The organism is Janthinobacterium sp. JC611, from assembly GCF_018682595.1.
Classification (GTDB): domain Bacteria; phylum Pseudomonadota; class Gammaproteobacteria; order Burkholderiales; family Burkholderiaceae_D; genus Janthinobacterium.
The window spans coordinates 49,683-64,661 of record NZ_JAFLJN010000023.1; the positions used below are offsets into that span (position 1 = coordinate 49,683).

General features: G+C 62.5%; 14 protein-coding genes. 7 read left to right on the forward strand and 7 right to left on the reverse strand.

Features of this window, described 5'->3' with window-relative positions; genetic code table 11:
- Nucleotides 1-53 precede the first annotated feature (53 nt).
- Entirely contained in the window at nucleotides 54-965 is a 912-nt protein-coding gene (locus J0O65_RS17795; protein ID WP_215408623.1) for a LysR family transcriptional regulator, read from the reverse strand.
- Nucleotides 966-1,066: 101 nt separating this feature from the next.
- Between J0O65_RS17795 and lysA the strand changes: the two genes are divergently transcribed.
- Both lysA and J0O65_RS17805 read left to right on the forward strand, forming a co-directional pair.
- Complete coding sequence (gene lysA, locus J0O65_RS17800; RefSeq protein ID WP_215408624.1) at nucleotides 1,067-2,305, forward strand: diaminopimelate decarboxylase; 1,239 nt, start codon at nucleotides 1,067-1,069, stop codon at nucleotides 2,303-2,305.
- 63 nt (nucleotides 2,306-2,368) lie between these two features.
- The gene (locus tag J0O65_RS17805) at nucleotides 2,369-3,934 is read left to right on the forward strand and encodes a phospholipase D family protein (protein ID WP_215408625.1); all 1,566 of its coding nucleotides are present in this window, start codon (nucleotides 2,369-2,371) and stop codon (nucleotides 3,932-3,934) included.
- 7 nt (nucleotides 3,935-3,941) lie between these two features.
- On the opposite strand, the gene J0O65_RS17810 is transcribed toward J0O65_RS17805, so the two are convergent.
- The 3 genes from J0O65_RS17810 to apbC all read right to left on the reverse strand — a co-directional run bounded on the left by J0O65_RS17810 (nucleotide 3,942) and on the right by apbC (nucleotide 7,381).
- Nucleotides 3,942-5,618 (reverse strand): alkaline phosphatase family protein, encoded by a 1,677-nt coding sequence (locus tag J0O65_RS17810; protein ID WP_251373824.1) that lies wholly within the window; start codon nucleotides 5,616-5,618, stop codon nucleotides 3,942-3,944.
- A gap of 151 nt (nucleotides 5,619-5,769) precedes the next feature.
- A complete protein-coding gene (locus tag J0O65_RS17815) occupies nucleotides 5,770-6,177 on the reverse strand; it encodes a DUF4399 domain-containing protein (RefSeq protein WP_215408626.1) in 408 nt (135 codons plus the stop codon).
- 115 nt (nucleotides 6,178-6,292) lie between these two features.
- Entirely contained in the window at nucleotides 6,293-7,381 is a 1,089-nt protein-coding gene (gene apbC, locus J0O65_RS17820) for an iron-sulfur cluster carrier protein ApbC (protein WP_215408627.1), read from the reverse strand.
- A gap of 160 nt (nucleotides 7,382-7,541) precedes the next feature.
- Here apbC and metG point away from each other — a divergent pair, with 160 nt between their 5' ends.
- The 5 genes from metG to panC all read left to right on the forward strand — a co-directional run bounded on the left by metG (nucleotide 7,542) and on the right by panC (nucleotide 12,358).
- The gene (gene metG, locus J0O65_RS17825) at nucleotides 7,542-9,698 is read left to right on the forward strand and encodes a methionine--tRNA ligase (protein ID WP_215408628.1); all 2,157 of its coding nucleotides are present in this window, start codon (nucleotides 7,542-7,544) and stop codon (nucleotides 9,696-9,698) included.
- A 19-nt stretch (nucleotides 9,699-9,717) separates the two neighbouring features.
- The gene (locus J0O65_RS17830; RefSeq protein WP_077409049.1) at nucleotides 9,718-10,197 is read left to right on the forward strand and encodes a GNAT family N-acetyltransferase; all 480 of its coding nucleotides are present in this window, start codon (nucleotides 9,718-9,720) and stop codon (nucleotides 10,195-10,197) included.
- A gap of 107 nt (nucleotides 10,198-10,304) precedes the next feature.
- Entirely contained in the window at nucleotides 10,305-10,514 is a 210-nt protein-coding gene (locus J0O65_RS17835; RefSeq protein WP_034778041.1) for a DUF3460 family protein, read from the forward strand.
- Nucleotides 10,515-10,531: 17 nt separating this feature from the next.
- Nucleotides 10,532-11,464, forward strand: coding sequence for a segregation and condensation protein A (locus tag J0O65_RS17840; RefSeq protein WP_215408629.1), 933 nt, complete (start codon nucleotides 10,532-10,534; stop codon nucleotides 11,462-11,464).
- Nucleotides 11,465-11,518: 54 nt separating this feature from the next.
- On the forward strand, nucleotides 11,519-12,358 hold the full coding sequence (gene panC / locus J0O65_RS17845; protein WP_215408630.1) for a pantoate--beta-alanine ligase: 840 nt from the start codon (nucleotides 11,519-11,521) through the stop codon (nucleotides 12,356-12,358).
- A gap of 39 nt (nucleotides 12,359-12,397) precedes the next feature.
- Here panC and J0O65_RS17850 read toward each other — a convergent pair whose 3' ends face one another.
- The 3 genes from J0O65_RS17850 to J0O65_RS17860 form a co-directional block, all read right to left on the reverse strand.
- Nucleotides 12,398-12,838: a hypothetical protein gene (locus J0O65_RS17850; RefSeq protein WP_215408631.1), complete on the reverse strand. Its 441-nt coding sequence runs from the start codon at nucleotides 12,836-12,838 to the stop codon at nucleotides 12,398-12,400.
- A gap of 461 nt (nucleotides 12,839-13,299) precedes the next feature.
- Nucleotides 13,300-13,698, reverse strand: coding sequence for a chemotaxis response regulator CheY (cheY, locus tag J0O65_RS17855; RefSeq protein ID WP_026132837.1), 399 nt, complete (start codon nucleotides 13,696-13,698; stop codon nucleotides 13,300-13,302).
- A gap of 147 nt (nucleotides 13,699-13,845) precedes the next feature.
- Nucleotides 13,846-14,916 (reverse strand): protein-glutamate methylesterase/protein-glutamine glutaminase, encoded by a 1,071-nt coding sequence (locus tag J0O65_RS17860; RefSeq protein ID WP_035826603.1) that lies wholly within the window; start codon nucleotides 14,914-14,916, stop codon nucleotides 13,846-13,848.
- Nucleotides 14,917-14,979 lie beyond the last annotated feature (63 nt).

Sequence of the window (14,979 nt, forward strand, 5' to 3'; positions counted from 1 at the left end):
AATAAGTAAAACGCCATTTTACTCTGTTGACCGCCGCCGCTCCACAAGCGCCGTCACAGCTGCAGCAAGCGCCTTTTTACCTCCGCCGCCTGCGCATGCAGCGCCTGCTCGAACAGGGCGACCAGTTGCGACAAGGGCCGGTGCAGGGGCTTGACCAGATTCACCGTGAACGGCAGGGACACGCCGAAGCGGCGGATCTGCAAGCCCTGCCCCGCATAATCGAGGGCCGTGAGCGGATTGACGATGGCCAGGCCCACGCCCTCGCGCACCATGGCGCACACGGAGGCGGCGCTGTGCGTGTCGAGCGCCATGCGCCGCTCCACGCCGGCCTGCGCGAAGATGGCGTCGATCTGCTGGCGGTAGGGGTCGACGGCGGCCAGGCTGATGAAAGGCTGGCCCGCGAAGTCCGCCGGCTGCAGCACGGCCTTGCCGGCGAGCGCATGGCCATCGGGCAGCACGCACACTTCATCGACGGACATCAAGGTATCGAGCGCGGTGCCCGGCGGCGCATTACCCACTTCCGTCAGGCCGATATCGTGGCGCTGCGCCGACAGCCACTCTTCCAGCAGCGGCGACTCCTGCGGCGTGATGCTGATGCTCACCTTGGGAAAATCGGCGACGAAACGCTTGCACGCCTGCGGCAGCAGCGACTGGGAAAACACGGGCAGGCAGGCGATCGACAACTGCCCCTGGTCGAACTGGCGCAGGGCCGCCGCCGTGCTGACGATGCGCTCCAGGCCGAAATACGCGCGCTGCACCTCCTCGAACAGCTGCAGCGCCTGGGCCGTCGGACGCAGCCGCCCCCGCTCGCGCTCGAACAGGGTCAAGCCCGTCAAATGCTCGAGGCGCGCCAGCTCGCGGCTGACGGTGGGTTGCGACGTGTGCAGCATCGTGGCGGCGGCCGTCACGCTGCCCGTCGTCATGATGGCGCGAAAGACTTCGATATGGCGCAGGGAGATAGTCATGACCATATCATAAATGAATAAGGTAGCCCCAAATAGATATTTTATAGTCGAAGCGCAATCGGCCATCATGCGCTATCTCCTCATACCACCGAAAGCACACGATGAAGCCCGTCACCGACCAGACCCTCGCCCAACTCGCCCAAGAACACGGCACGCCACTGTGGGTGTATGACGCGGCCACCATCCGCGCGCGCGTGGCGCAGCTGGCGCAGTTCGACACCGTGCGCTTCGCGCAAAAGGCCAACTCGAACATCCACCTGCTGACCCTGATGCGCGAGGCGGGCGTGCACGTGGACGCGGTGTCGCTGGGCGAGATCGAGCGCGCGCTGCAGGCGGGCTTCACGCCGGCGCAAACCAACGGCGCGGCCGGCGTGGTCTTCACCTGCGACCTGTTCGACCGCGCCACCCTGGCGCGCGTGGCGGCGGCGAAGATCGAAGTCAATTGCGGCTCCGTCGACATGCTGCGCCAGCTGGGCCCCGTCTCGCCCGGCCACCGCGTCTGGCTGCGCATCAATCCCGGCTATGGCCATGGCCACAGCAACAAGACCAATACGGGCGGCGAAAACAGCAAGCACGGTATCTGGCACGAAGAGCTGCCGGAGGCGCTGGCCGTCATCCGCGCGCATGGCCTGCACCTGGTGGGCCTGCACATGCATATCGGCTCGGGCGTCGACTACAGCCACCTGGAAACCGTCTGCGGCACCATGGTCGACCTGGTGAAAAACATGGGTCACGACATCGAAGCCATTTCCACGGGCGGCGGCCTGTCCGTGCCCTACCGCGAAGGCGAGCAGCCCGTCGACACGGACCACTACTTCCAGCTGTGGGATGCGGCGCGCAAGCAGATCGAGGCGCACCTGGGCCACGCCGTGCACCTGGAAATCGAACCGGGCCGCTTCCTCGTGGCCGACGCCGGCCTGCTGGTGGCCGAAGTGCGCGCCACCAAGCAAATGGGCGGCAACCATTTCACCCTGCTCGATACGGGCTTCAATGAACTGATGCGCCCCGCCATGTACGGCAGCTACCATGAAATGTCGGTGATCGCGCATGACGGCCGCGCTCTCGATACGCAGCGCGCCACCGTGGTCGGCGGCCCCCTGTGCGAATCGGGCGACGTCTTCACCCAGCGCGATGGCGGCGTGGTGGAAACGCGCCTCCTGCCCGTGGCGCAGGTGGGCGACTACGTCGTCTTCGAAGGCGCCGGCGCGTATGGCGCGTCGATGTCGTCGAACTACAACAGCCGCCCGCATGCGGCGGAATACCTGGTCGATGGGGAACAATCGCGTTTGATCCGCCGCCGCCAGACGGTGGCCGAGCTGATCGCGCTGGAACAACTGTAAAACCTCGCCCGCGTGCGGGCATGCGCATCTGCTAACATCGGGGCAACTCGATGAAAGCCCGCCATGCCCGCCCAAGTACCTACCTTCCGCAGCAGCACCCGGCTGCTGCTGCCCCTGCTGCTGTCGGCCGTCCTCGCCGGCTGCGTCTCGCTGCCCTCGCTGGAAGGCCGCAACGCGTCGACCGTCATCACCGACACACAGCATACCCAATTGGCCATGGCCATCGCACCCATGGCGGCGCAGCATCCGGGCACCTCCGGCATTTACCCGCTGGTCGACGGGCGCGACGCCTTCGCCGCGCGCGCGCTGCTGGCCGCCGCCGCCCAGCGCAGCCTGGACGTGCAGTACTACATCTGGCACAAGGACATCACCGGCACCCTGCTGTTCGACGCCCTGCGCCAGGCAGCCGAACGGGGCGTGCGCGTGCGCCTGCTGCTCGACGATAACAACACGGCGGGACTGGACCAGACCTTGAGCATGCTGGGCAAGCAGCCCAATCTGGAAATCCGCCTGTTCAACCCCTTCGTCCCCCGCGCGCCGCGCGCGCTGGCCTTTGCCACGGATTTTTCTCGCCTGAACCGGCGCATGCACAACAAATCGTTCACTGCCGACAACCAGGCCACCATCGTCGGCGGGCGCAACGTGGGCGACGAATATTTTGGCGCGGCCGGCGACGTGCTGTTCGCCGACCTTGACGTGCTGGCCATCGGCCCCGTCGTCAACGAGGTCTCGCGGGATTTCGACCGTTACTGGAACAGCGCCTCGGCCTACCCGGCCAGGCTGCTGCTGACCAAGCCGGTCGACGGCGACGCGGCCACCATCGCCGCCGAGGCGGACCGCATCGACGACACCAAGGCGGCCGAGGAATACGTGCAGGCGCTGCGCACCTCGCCCTTCGTCAGGCAAATGATGGAACGCACCCTGCCCTTCGAATGGGCAAGGACGCGCATGGTCAGCGACGACCCGGCCAAGGTGCTGGACAAGGCCAGGCCCGGCACGGGCGTGGCGGAAAACCTGCAAAACCTGCTGGGCGTGCCGGAAAAGGAAGTGGACCTGGTGTCGCCGTATTTCGTGCCCGGCAAGGCCGGCACGCAGGCCTTCGCCGACCTGGCACACAAAGGCGTGGGCGTGCGCATCCTGACGAATGCGCTGGAAGCAACCGACGTGGCGGCCGTGCATGCCGGTTATGCGAAGTGGAGAAAGCCGCTGCTGGAGGCGGGCGTGCTGCTGTACGAGTCGCGCCGCTCGTGGGAAGCCGGGGACGCGCGTGAACAGCCGGGCCGCTTCGGCAGTTCCGCCTCAAGCCTGCATGCGAAGACCTTTGCCGTCGACGACAGGCGCATCTTCGTCGGCTCCTTCAACTTCGACCCGCGCTCGATCGCATTGAACACGGAAATGGGCCTCGTCATCGACAGCCCCGTGCTGGCCAGCCAGCTGGGCCTGGCCATGCGCACCACCATCCCGCAGCGCGCCTACCAGGTGCTGCTGGGCGACGACGGCGCGCTGTACTGGATCGCCCGCGACGCCGGCGGCGGCATCACGCGCTACGACACGGAGCCGGGCGCCAGCGTGTGGAAGCGCATCGGGGTGGCGATACTGTCGGTGCTGCCGATCGACTGGCTGCTGTAACGGGCTGCTAGCGCACCGCTTCCGTCAATACCCGCCCTTCCGACGCGGACGGCTGGCGTATGCGCAGCAGATGGGCCAGCGTCGGGGCGATGTCGACCACTTCCGCGTACTGGCCATAGGCGCCCGGCTTGATCCAGCGGGGGCCGAACACCATCAGCGGCACGTTGGTATCATACGTGTACGGCGTGCCGTGCGAGGTGCCGCCGGCGCCCTTGCCGAAGTACCAGGCCGGCTTCGTCACCAGCATCAGGTCGCCCGACAGCTGGCGGTTCCAGGCGCGGCGCATCAGGGTATCCATGCGCGTGGCGACGGCGCCCGATTCCATCTGCGTGCGCGTATAGACCTGCGCCAGGCCGTCCTGCTGCAGCAGGAAACGGGAAGCCGCGTCTTCCAGCGCGGCGCGATGGATGCCGCTCTTTTCCGCCAGCGCGTAATCGAGGTAGATATTCGGCAGCGACGACGTCGTCACCAGCTTGTCCACGCCCAGACTGGCCGCCAGGTGCTGGTTCAAGGCATCGACCAGTTTGGCGCCGTCGATGCGCCTGGCGGAAAAGCCGCGCGTTTCGGCGAATTCCGGCACGTTGGCAAAGCCATGGTCGGCCGTCAGCACCACCAGCACGTTGTCCATGCCGACCTTTTTATCCAGGTCGGCAAAGAAGCCGGCCAGCATGCGGTCCAGGCGCTGCAGGTGGTCGTGCGACATCTTGCTTTCCGGGCCGTAGGCATGATTCACGTAATCGTGCGCGGACAGGCTCACGCCGAGGATATCGGGCACGCCGGCCGGGTTGCGGCCCAGGTTTTCGCCGTCGATGGCGGCGCGCGCGAATTCCAGGGTCAGTTCATCGAGGAAGGGACCGGACTTCAAGCGGCTGTAGTATTCGCCATCGAGCTTGCCGCTGTCGCTGTAGTAGGCGAACGGGAAGGTGTTGCGCGTGCCCGGCTTGGCCGGCACCAGATCATCGCGGGCATCGCGCGCATAGGCGGAATCGGCCAGCAGCGGCGTCCAGCTCTTGCCGTAATAGCGGTCCTGCGGCCTGGCCGCCTGGTAGCGCTGCACCCATTGCGGGTGCTGCTGCATGTAATAAGTGCTGCTGGCGAAATTGCCCGTCTTTTCCATGTACATATAGGCCGTGCCCGTTTTCCCGGCCAGCAGGATGGCGCCCCGGTCCTTGCCCGACACCGTGACGACCTTGGCCTTGTCGCCCGTGGAATAGCGCAGCTCATCGCCCAGGGTGCTCACGCGCAGCCTGGTCGGCGCCGTGCCGTCATCGGGCTGCGTGTCTTCGCCGATGTAATGGAAATTGCCGTCCTCGGTGCAGTACACGGATTTTTTCGTCACGGGATCGATCCAGTTATTGCCGATCACGCCATGCTGGTACGGGTAGGCGCCCGACAGCACGGCCGAGTGGCCGATGGCCGTCACCGTAATGCCGTGGGCCTGGTGCGCGTCGCTGAACCACGCGCCCTGCTCCAGCAGGCGGCGGAAGCCGCCCTGGCCGAACTGCTCGCGGTAGCGCGTCACCTGCTCTTGCGGCAAGCCATCGACCACCAGCACCACCACCAGCTTAGGTTGCGCCGCAGCATCGGGAGCGGCCTTGGCCGCGTGCGCCTGGCATGCCGCCACGCCAGCAACCAGCAGCAGCGCCTGCGCCAGTTGTCGGGAAAGGGAGAAATGTTTCGTCATATCCGCTCATCAAAAGTTAGGCCACCGGGCAGCATACGCCGACTATATGACACAACAATGACAAGAGGCAACAACATGAAAAAGCCGGACTCCATCGCTGGAACCCGGCCTTTACTGAAACGGAGGAATTTGCCTGACTTATTTGCCTGGCTTACTTGACCGTCACGTTAATGCTTTTGCTCAGCTCCGGCCCGTACGACTGGTGCGCGCCATTGGCGAACTGCATGGTGAGCGTGTACTGGCCCGGCGGCAAGGTGACGTCCGTTTCCGTCTGGCCTTTGCCGAAATGCAAATGCTTGTCGTCCATGGGGATCATCTCGCCCGCCTTCATCGGCCCCATATTGATGAGCAAATGATGGTGGCCCGTCTTGGCCGTCATGTCGCCGGCCAGCTTTACGTCCATGCCGCTGACGGCAAACTTGACCTTGAACGGACTGGTCACTGTCGCGCCATCGACGGGCTCGACGAACGACACGGATTGCGCAAACGCGCTGGCGGCCAGCAGGCTGCCGGCGATCACGGCTGCGGCTTGGCGCAGGAATACGGTGGTCAATTGCATGATGTCTCCTCTTGTTTAGTAACAACACGGACTGCATGAAACCATATTCCTGACGACAATGGCGCCGGGGAGCTGCTGGGGTCAGACCCGGCGGGTCTGACCCCATGGCCGATCATCAATCGTTCTTGATGACGATCGACGGGAACTTGCTGGTCATATCCTTCGCCTTTTCCGCCACCTTGATGGCGATGGTGCGGGCGATTTGCTTGTAGATCACGGCGACGGGGCCTTCCGGCTCGGCCACCACGGTGGGCGTGCCCGAATCCGTCTGCTGGCGGATCGCCATGGTCAGCGGCAAGGCGCCGAGGAATTCCACGCCGAAGTCCGCGCACATCTTCGCGCCGCCGCCGGCGCCGAAGATTTCTTCCGCATGGCCGCAGTTCGAGCAGATGTGCGTGCTCATGTTTTCCACCACGCCCAAAATCGGGATGCCGACTTTCTCGAACATTTTCAAGCCCTTGCGCGCGTCCAGCAGCGCGATGTCCTGCGGCGTCGTGACGATGACGGCGCCGGTGACGGGCACTTTCTGCGACAGCGTCAATTGAATGTCGCCCGTGCCTGGCGGCATGTCGACGATCAGGTAATCGAGGTCGCGCCAGTTGGTCTGGTCCAGCAGTTGCTGCAAGGCTTGCGTGACCATCGGGCCGCGCCACACCATCGGCTCGTCCGGATCAATCATGAAGCCGATCGACGAGACTTGCAGGCCGTGGTTTTCCATCGGCTCCATGCTCTTGCCATCGAGGGTCTTCGGCTGGCCGCTAATGCCCAGCATCATCGGCTGCGACGGGCCATAGATATCGGCGTCGAGCATGCCGACGGTGGCGCCCTCGGCGGCCAGGGCCAGGGCCAGGTTGACGGCCGTGGTCGATTTACCAACGCCGCCCTTGCCCGAGGCGACGGCGATGATGTTTTTCACGTTGCTCATCGGCTTCAAGCCGCGCTGCACCGTGTGCGAAATGATTTTCGACGACACGCCCACGCTGACGTTGCCCACGCCCGGCAGCATGCGCAGCGCGGCCAGCACGGATTTGCGGATCAGGTCGATCTGGCTTTTGGCGGGGTAGCCCAGTTCGATGTCGAGCGAAATATCATCGCCATCGACCTTCAGATTCTTGACGGTTTTGCTGGAAACGAAATCTTTATGTGTATTTGGATCAATAACCTGGGCCAGCGCGGCCTTGACGTCTTCTACTGTGATGCTCATGTAAATCTCCGTGTGTACTACATCTGTGCAATACGCGCAGTCTAGCGCAAATTTGCATGGCGCGATGGCGGCAAAAGCATCACTTGCCGGCGCTGCATCTGCTCATATTGGCTTTCCGCTGTTAAAATGACCTATTATCCATCCCAAAAGTGCATCAATCATGACTCGCAAGCTGTTCGTCACCACTGCCCTGCCTTACGCAAACGCCGCTTTTCACATTGGCCACATCATGGAATACATCCAGGCCGATATCTGGGTCCGGTTCCAGCGAATGCAACGCGATGGCGCAGCCGCACGCGAAGTACACTTTGTGGGCGCCGACGATACGCATGGCACGCCCATCATGATCGCCGCCGAAAAGGAAGGCATCACGCCGCAGCAATTCGTCGCCAACATCGCCGCCGGCCGCGCCCAGTACCTCGATGGCTTCCATATCGCCTTCGACAACTGGTATTCGACGGATTCGCCGGAAAACGTCGACCTGTCGCAATCGATCTACCGCAAGCTGCGCGATACGGGCCTGATCGTCACGAAAACCGTCGACCGCTTCTTCGACCCGGTCAAGGGCATGTTCCTGGCCGACCGCAACATCAAGGGCGAATGCCCGAAATGCGGCGCCAAGAACCAGTATGGCGACAATTGCGAAGTGTGCGGCGCCGCCTACCAGCCGACCGATCTGGTCAACCCATTTTCCGTCTTTACCAACGCGACGCCCGTGATGAAGCCGTCGGAACAGTATTTCTTCAAGCTGTCCGACCCGCGCTGCTTCGAATTCCTGAAAAGCTGGCTGAATACGCCAGGCCGCTTGCAGCCGGAAATGGTCAACAAGGTCAGCGAATGGCTGGGCGAAGCGGGCGAAAAGCTGGCCGACTGGGATATCTCGCGCGACGCGCCCTATTTCGGCATCCCGATTCCCGACGCGCCGGGCAAGTTCTTCTATGTATGGATGGACGCGCCCGTCGGCTACCTGGCCAGCCTGAAAAACTATTGCGACAAGAAGGGCCTCGATTTCGACGCCCTGCTGAATGATCCTGCCACGGAACAAATCCACTTCATCGGCAAGGACATCGTCTCGTTCCACCTGCTGTTCTGGCCCGCTATGCTGAAATTCGCCGGCCACCCGGTGATCGACAAACTGAAAGTCAATGTCCACGGCTTCCTGACGGTCAACAACGAAAAGATGTCGAAGTCGCGCGGCACGGGCATTTCGCCGCTGCGCTACCTGGACCTGGGCATGAACCCGGAATGGCTGCGCTACTACATCGCCTTCAAGCTGAACTCGAAAGTGGAAGACCTGGACTTCAACGGCGACGACTTCGTGGCCCGCGTGAACAGCGACCTGATCGGCAAGTACGTGAACATCGCCAGCCGCTGCGCCGGCTTCATCGCCAAGCGTTTCGACGGCAAGCTGGCGTCGACGCTGTCGGAAGGCGCGCAAAGCTGGATCAACCGCGCGCTGACGGTGGACGCCAACGGCGTCATCGTCGAGCGCCAGGCCAGCATCGCCGCGCACTTCGAGAACCGCGAATTCGGCAAGGCCTTGCGCGAAATCATGGAAATCGCCGACATCACCAACCAGTATGTCGATGAAAACAAGCCGTGGATCCTCGCCAAGGATGTCGAAAAAACGGCCGAACTGCACGACGTGTGCACGACGGCCCTGATCCTGTTCCGCCAGCTGACGATCCTGCTGTCGCCGGTCTTGCCGGGCGTGGCCAAGAACGTGGCCGCCTTCCTCAACGACGCCGAGTTCACCTGGGCGGACACGCAAGTGTTCGGCGACGCCGTCTCGAACAGCATGCTGGGCCGCACCATCGGCGCCTATAGCCATTTGATGACGCGCATGGATGCGAAGATGATCGAAGCGCTGTTCGACGCGCCGCAAGCGGCGACCGTGGCGGCGCCCGCTGCCGACGCCGCCAACGACGCCGCGCCAGCCGCTGAAACACCGGCCTGCGCCATCGAGGAGCTGGCGCCCGAAATCAAGATCGACGACTTCCTCAAGGTCGACTTGCGCATCGCGAAAATCGTCAACTGCGAACTGGTCGATGGCTCCGACAAGCTGCTGCGCCTGACCCTGGATGCGGGCGAAGGCCGCTTGCGCAATGTGTTTTCGGGCATCCGCTCGGCCTACAAGCCGGAAGAGCTGGTCGGCAAGCTGACGGTGCTGGTGGCCAATCTGGCGCCGCGCAAGATGAAGTTCGGCATTTCCGAAGGCATGGTCATGGCCGCCTCCGCCGCCGACGAGAAGGCCAATCCGGGCATCTACATCCTGAACCCATGGCCAGGCGCCGAACCCGGCATGCGCATCCGCTAAGCGAGCACAAGGACCGATGATGAATATCGTGGTGCGCGAAGCAACAAATGCCGATGCACAACTGATCGCCGAGCTGACCCGCGCCGCGTGGGCCGGCAAGGTCGCCGCCTCGTCCAGCGGGCACCACGAGACGGCGCAGCAGGTGGAAGAGCAATTGCGCCACGGCGGCGGTTTTCTGTTGCTGATCGACGACATTCCAGCCGGTTCGCTGCGCTGGATGCCGCTCGACAGCGACCCCGCCATCTGGAAGATTTCGCGCATGGGCGTGCTGCCCGCCTACCGGGGCAGCCACGTCTCGCAGCACTTGCTCGAAGCCATCATTCATCACGGCCTGTCATGCCAGGCCGAGGAATTGCGCCTGGCCGTGCGGCGCGACCAGCGCAAGCTGATCGATTTTTATGCGGCCTTCGAATTCGACCTGGCCGAAGAACTGGAATATTCGCACGCCAACCCCGCCGAACCGGCGCCGATGGTGATGCGACGTTTGCTACGTTATTGATTTTTAGCAATTTCGCCCCGGACTTGCCGATACTACAACCCGCGCAACGACACGGCGCGGTAAAATACGGCCGGCTGACCTTACCCATAAGACACTCAGAAGAGAATATGAAACTGCCTGCAAAACACAACAACTACGTATCCGACCACACCTTGTTCATCGCTGAACTGAAGGCCAAGAATCCTGGCATGGAAGCGGGCCAGCAAGCGGGCCGCGCCCTGCTGTGGGACAAGCCGGCCGTCAGCATCGATGAGCAGGAACGCCAGCTGGCGTCGGCCGTCAAGCAACAGGCTTACGTTTACCAGAACAAGAACTAAGACCTGGAACCGGCACGATGTTGCCTGAAGAGTCTGCAGTCACGCCGGAAGACGACCTTTCCGGCGCCGCCGCAGTCATCGCGTTGCCCGCACCTGTCGCTGACGGCGACGGCAGCGGCGACCCTGCAGCATCCGCAAGCACGGTGACGGACGCGGCGCCCGCCGCCGACCCGCTGGGCATCGCCCGCCTGTATGGCGAGCCGCTGCTGCGCATGCCGACGGATTTGTACATTCCGCCGGACGCGCTGGAAATCTTCCTCGAAGCCTTCGAAGGCCCGCTCGACTTGCTGCTCTACCTGATCCGCAAGCAAAACTTCAACATCCTCGATATCCCGATGGCGCAGGTGACCCTGCAATATCTGAAATATGTGGACCAGATCCGCGTGCGCAACCTGGAACTGGCCGCCGAGTATTTGTTGATGGCGGCCATGCTGATCGAGATCAAGTCGCGCATGCTCTTGCCTTCGCGCAAAAGCGACGTCGAGGAAGATGGCGGCGACCCCCGTGCCGAACTGGTGCGTCGCCTGCTCGAGTACGAGCAGATCAAGCTGGCCGCCTATGACCTGAACGCCATTCCCCAGTTCGAGCGCGACTTCGTGCGCACGCAGATCTTCATCGAGCAAAGCCTCACGCCCACCTGGCCCGACGTGGAAGCGGTGGACTTGCAGCAGGCGTGGCTCGACGTGCTGAAACGCGCCAAGCTGACCCAGCATCACCGTATCAGCCGCCAGGAACTGTCCGTGCGCGAACACATGTCGAGCATCCTGCGCCACTTGCAATCGTCGCGCTTCGTCGAATTCAGCGAGCTGTTCGACATCGCCGGCGGCGTGCCCGTGGTGGTGGTCAATTTCGTGGCCCTGCTGGAACTGGCCAAGGAAACCCTGATCGAAATCACGCAGGCAGAACCGTTTGCCCCCATCTATGTCCGGCTGGCCTATTCGCCCGCCTGATCCCTTCCCTTTGTCACTGACCACCGTACAACGGGGTTTTAGCGAAAGCAATCCATGAAAATTATTTCCGACATCGAAGAATTGCGCGACCAGCTCAGCGGACAGCTGCGCACGGCGTTCGTCCCCACCATGGGCAACCTGCACGAAGGCCATTTGTCGCTGATGCGCCTGGCGCGCAAGCATGGCGACCCCGTCGTCGCCTCGATCTTCGTGAACCGCCTGCAATTCGGCCCGAACGAAGACTTCGAAAAGTATCCGCGCACCATGGCGGCCGACATCGCCAAGCTGGAAAAGGAAGGCGTGTACGTGCTGTTCGCGCCGACGGAAAAAGAACTGTATCCGGAGCCGCAGGAGTACCGCGTGCGCCCGCCCGATGACCTGGGCAATACCCTGGAAGGCGAATTCCGTCCCGGCTTCTTCGAAGGCGTGTGCACGGTCGTCACCAAGCTGTTCTCGTGCGTCGGCCCGCGCGTGGCCGTGTTCGGCAAGAAGGATTACCAGCAACTGATGATCATCCGCAACATGGCGCGCCAGTTCGCGCTGCCGACGGAAATCATCGCCGCCGAAACGTATCGCGCCGACGATGGCCTGGCTTTGTCTTCGCGCAATATGTACCTGTCGGAAAGCGAACGGGTGGAAGCGCCGGAGCTGTTCAAGGGTCTCAATTTCGTCGCCGATGAAGTGCGCAAGGGCAACCTGGCCGTCGGTGAACTGGAACGGGCGACCATGCAGCTGCTGGACGGCCGCGGCTGGAAATCGGACTACATCGCCGTGCGCAAGCGCGCCAACCTGCAAGCGCCGAACGCCGCAGAACTGGCCGCCGGCGAACCGCTGGTGGTACTGGCCGCCGCCAAGCTGGGACAGACCCGTTTGATCGACAACCTGGAAATTTAAGCATTATCACCACGGGGCCATGCGGCCCCGTTTCTTTATCTATTTCTCTATGCCTACCAGCCTGAGCTCGGCAAACAGCGGCTTGTTGCTGCCGCGTGCCGCTTGCAACATGTCATAGCTGGCCGCATCGAGCGCGATTTCCTCGCCCGCCCACAGCTTGCGCTGGTTCGCGGGCAACCTCAGGCTGCGCAGGATGGCCCGCACCTGGGCAGGATCGGCCGCCAGCAGGCGGATGGCGTGCGCATGGTGCTGCGTACCCATCAGTATCGGCAAGCCGCCCTGCGGGCCATGCGGGCTCAGGCTGACATAGGCATGGCCACCCAGGCGATGCAGATAGGCATGCCGGCCCTCAGCCTCAGCATGCGGCTCCGGCATCTCGACAGACGCGACAGGCGCAACGGCGGTTTGTTCAAGGCTCACGCCACAGGCCGCCAACAGGGCCGTGCAGAGGGCGAAAAATAAGACGGGTGCTCGGCGCATCGTGCGCTCCTTCTTGTCGAGGTCGAGGACAGAGGTGGAATACTGCAGCGATCATGGGCCACTTTAGTTGAAGTGTAAAGTTAACTTGTGGAAATATTTCATTCCTTTGCGCAATTTAATACGGACAGCGGGAGCTTGCCTGTGCGTACCAGGCAAACCCATGCCACTGTTGATATTATTGACGGGCGAGGCGCACGCCGACGAAAAAAGCTCTGTCCTCGCAAAATAGGGGAAATGCCGGAATCTTGCCGTGGCGGCGCTGTCTGACTCCGCATCCCTACCACACAGCGAGCAGACCATGCAGCCAGCCGAATGGATCAGCTTTATCGCGCAGTTTGCGCAGTTGAACGTTATTGAAAGCAACGCTGGGAGCATTCCCACGTCTGACGGTGACATAACCCCAAAAAAAACGCTGCCAATTCGCATTGGCAGCGTTTCTCTTGATCGGTATCACGCCGTGATCAGGCGCCGGCTTTTTCCAGCTTCTCGAAAATCTTGTTCAGTTTTTCATCGAGGGTCGCGGCCGTGAACGGCTTGACGACATAACCGCTGGCGCCCGCCTGGGCGGCGGCGATGATGTTTTCTTTTTTCGCTTCGGCCGTGACCATCAGCACGGGCAGCTTGGCCAGCGCGGGATCGGCGCGGATATGCTGCAGCATCGTCAGGCCATCCATGTTCGGCATGTTCCAGTCCGACACGACGAAATCGAAGGATTCCGCGCGCAGCTTGGCCAGGCCCATCACGCCGTCTTCCGCCTCATCGACGTTGGCATAACCCAGTTCCTTCAACAGATTCCGGACAATGCGGCGCATCGTCGAAAAATCGTCAACGACTAAAAATTTCATCTTTGGATCAGCCATGAATAACTCCGTTGTTTCTGTAGCGGTTTGTTAATAATATCGACATGAATGCCGACATTATGGTCGACACTACGGCAGCAAGTTGTAGGATAGCATTTTCGTTGCTTTTAGGCGAACAAACTTGCCTCAGATCATATAAAACGTGGCTTACACGCGCAAAGCACGCATGCCATGTGCAGCCAGGTGTCCCAGCACCATGCCAGGCAGCGCCGTCAAAGCGCCAACCTCATGCGTGGCGCCGACGGCGATCGCCTCGCGCGGCATGCCGAACACCACGCAACTGGCTTCATCCTGCGCAAAATTATACGCTCCCGCCGCCTTCATCTCCAACATGCCTTGTGCGCCATCCTTGCCCATGCCGGTGAGGATCACGCCGACGGCATTTTTACCGGCCGATTGCGCGGCCGAACGGAACAGCACATCGACCGATGGGCGGTGGCGGTTCACCGGCTCGCCCTGGTCGATCTTGGTCATGTAGTTGGCGCCGCTGCGCGTCAGGGTCAGGTGCGAATGGCCTGGCGCGATGTAGGCATGGCCGGGCAGCACCCTTTCGCCGCCCGCCGCTTCCTGCACCGAAATCTTGCACAGCGAATCGAGGCGGCGCGCGAACGAGCGCGTAAAGCCCTCCGGCATGTGCTGCGTGATCAGGATGCCGGGGCAATCGGATGGCATCTGCATGAGGAATTCACGGATCGCTTCCGTGCCGCCCGTCGAGGCGCCCACGATGATCAGCTTTTCACTCGACGTCAGCGGGCTGCGCAGCGCTGGCAGCGGCGCGGCCACCTTGTCGCCGGCCGACGGCAGGGTACGCGCGCGGATGCGCGCCTTCGAGGCGGCGCGGATCTTGTCGGCGATCATGTCCGTGTACTCGCGCATGCCGCTCTGGATGGAAATCTTCGGCTTGGTGACGAAATCGACGGCGCCCAGTTCCAGCGCGCGCATGGTGATTTCCGAACCGCGTTCGGTCAGCGACGACACCATCAATACCGGCATCGGGCGCAAGCGCATCAGCTTTTCCAGGAAGTCGAGGCCATCCATCTTCGGCATCTCGACATCGAGGGTCAGCACGTCAGGGTTGGTCTGCTTGATCATCTCGCGCGCCACCAGCGGATCGGGCGCCGCCCCCACCACTTCCATGTCGGGCTGGCTGTTCACGATTTCCGTCATGACGCTGCGGATCAGCGCCGAATCATCCACGATCAATACTTTGATCTTCATAGTTATCCTTCCAGGCCTTGCGGCCCTTCTTCTCTATTAAATTAGTACAGCGGACCAAACCGC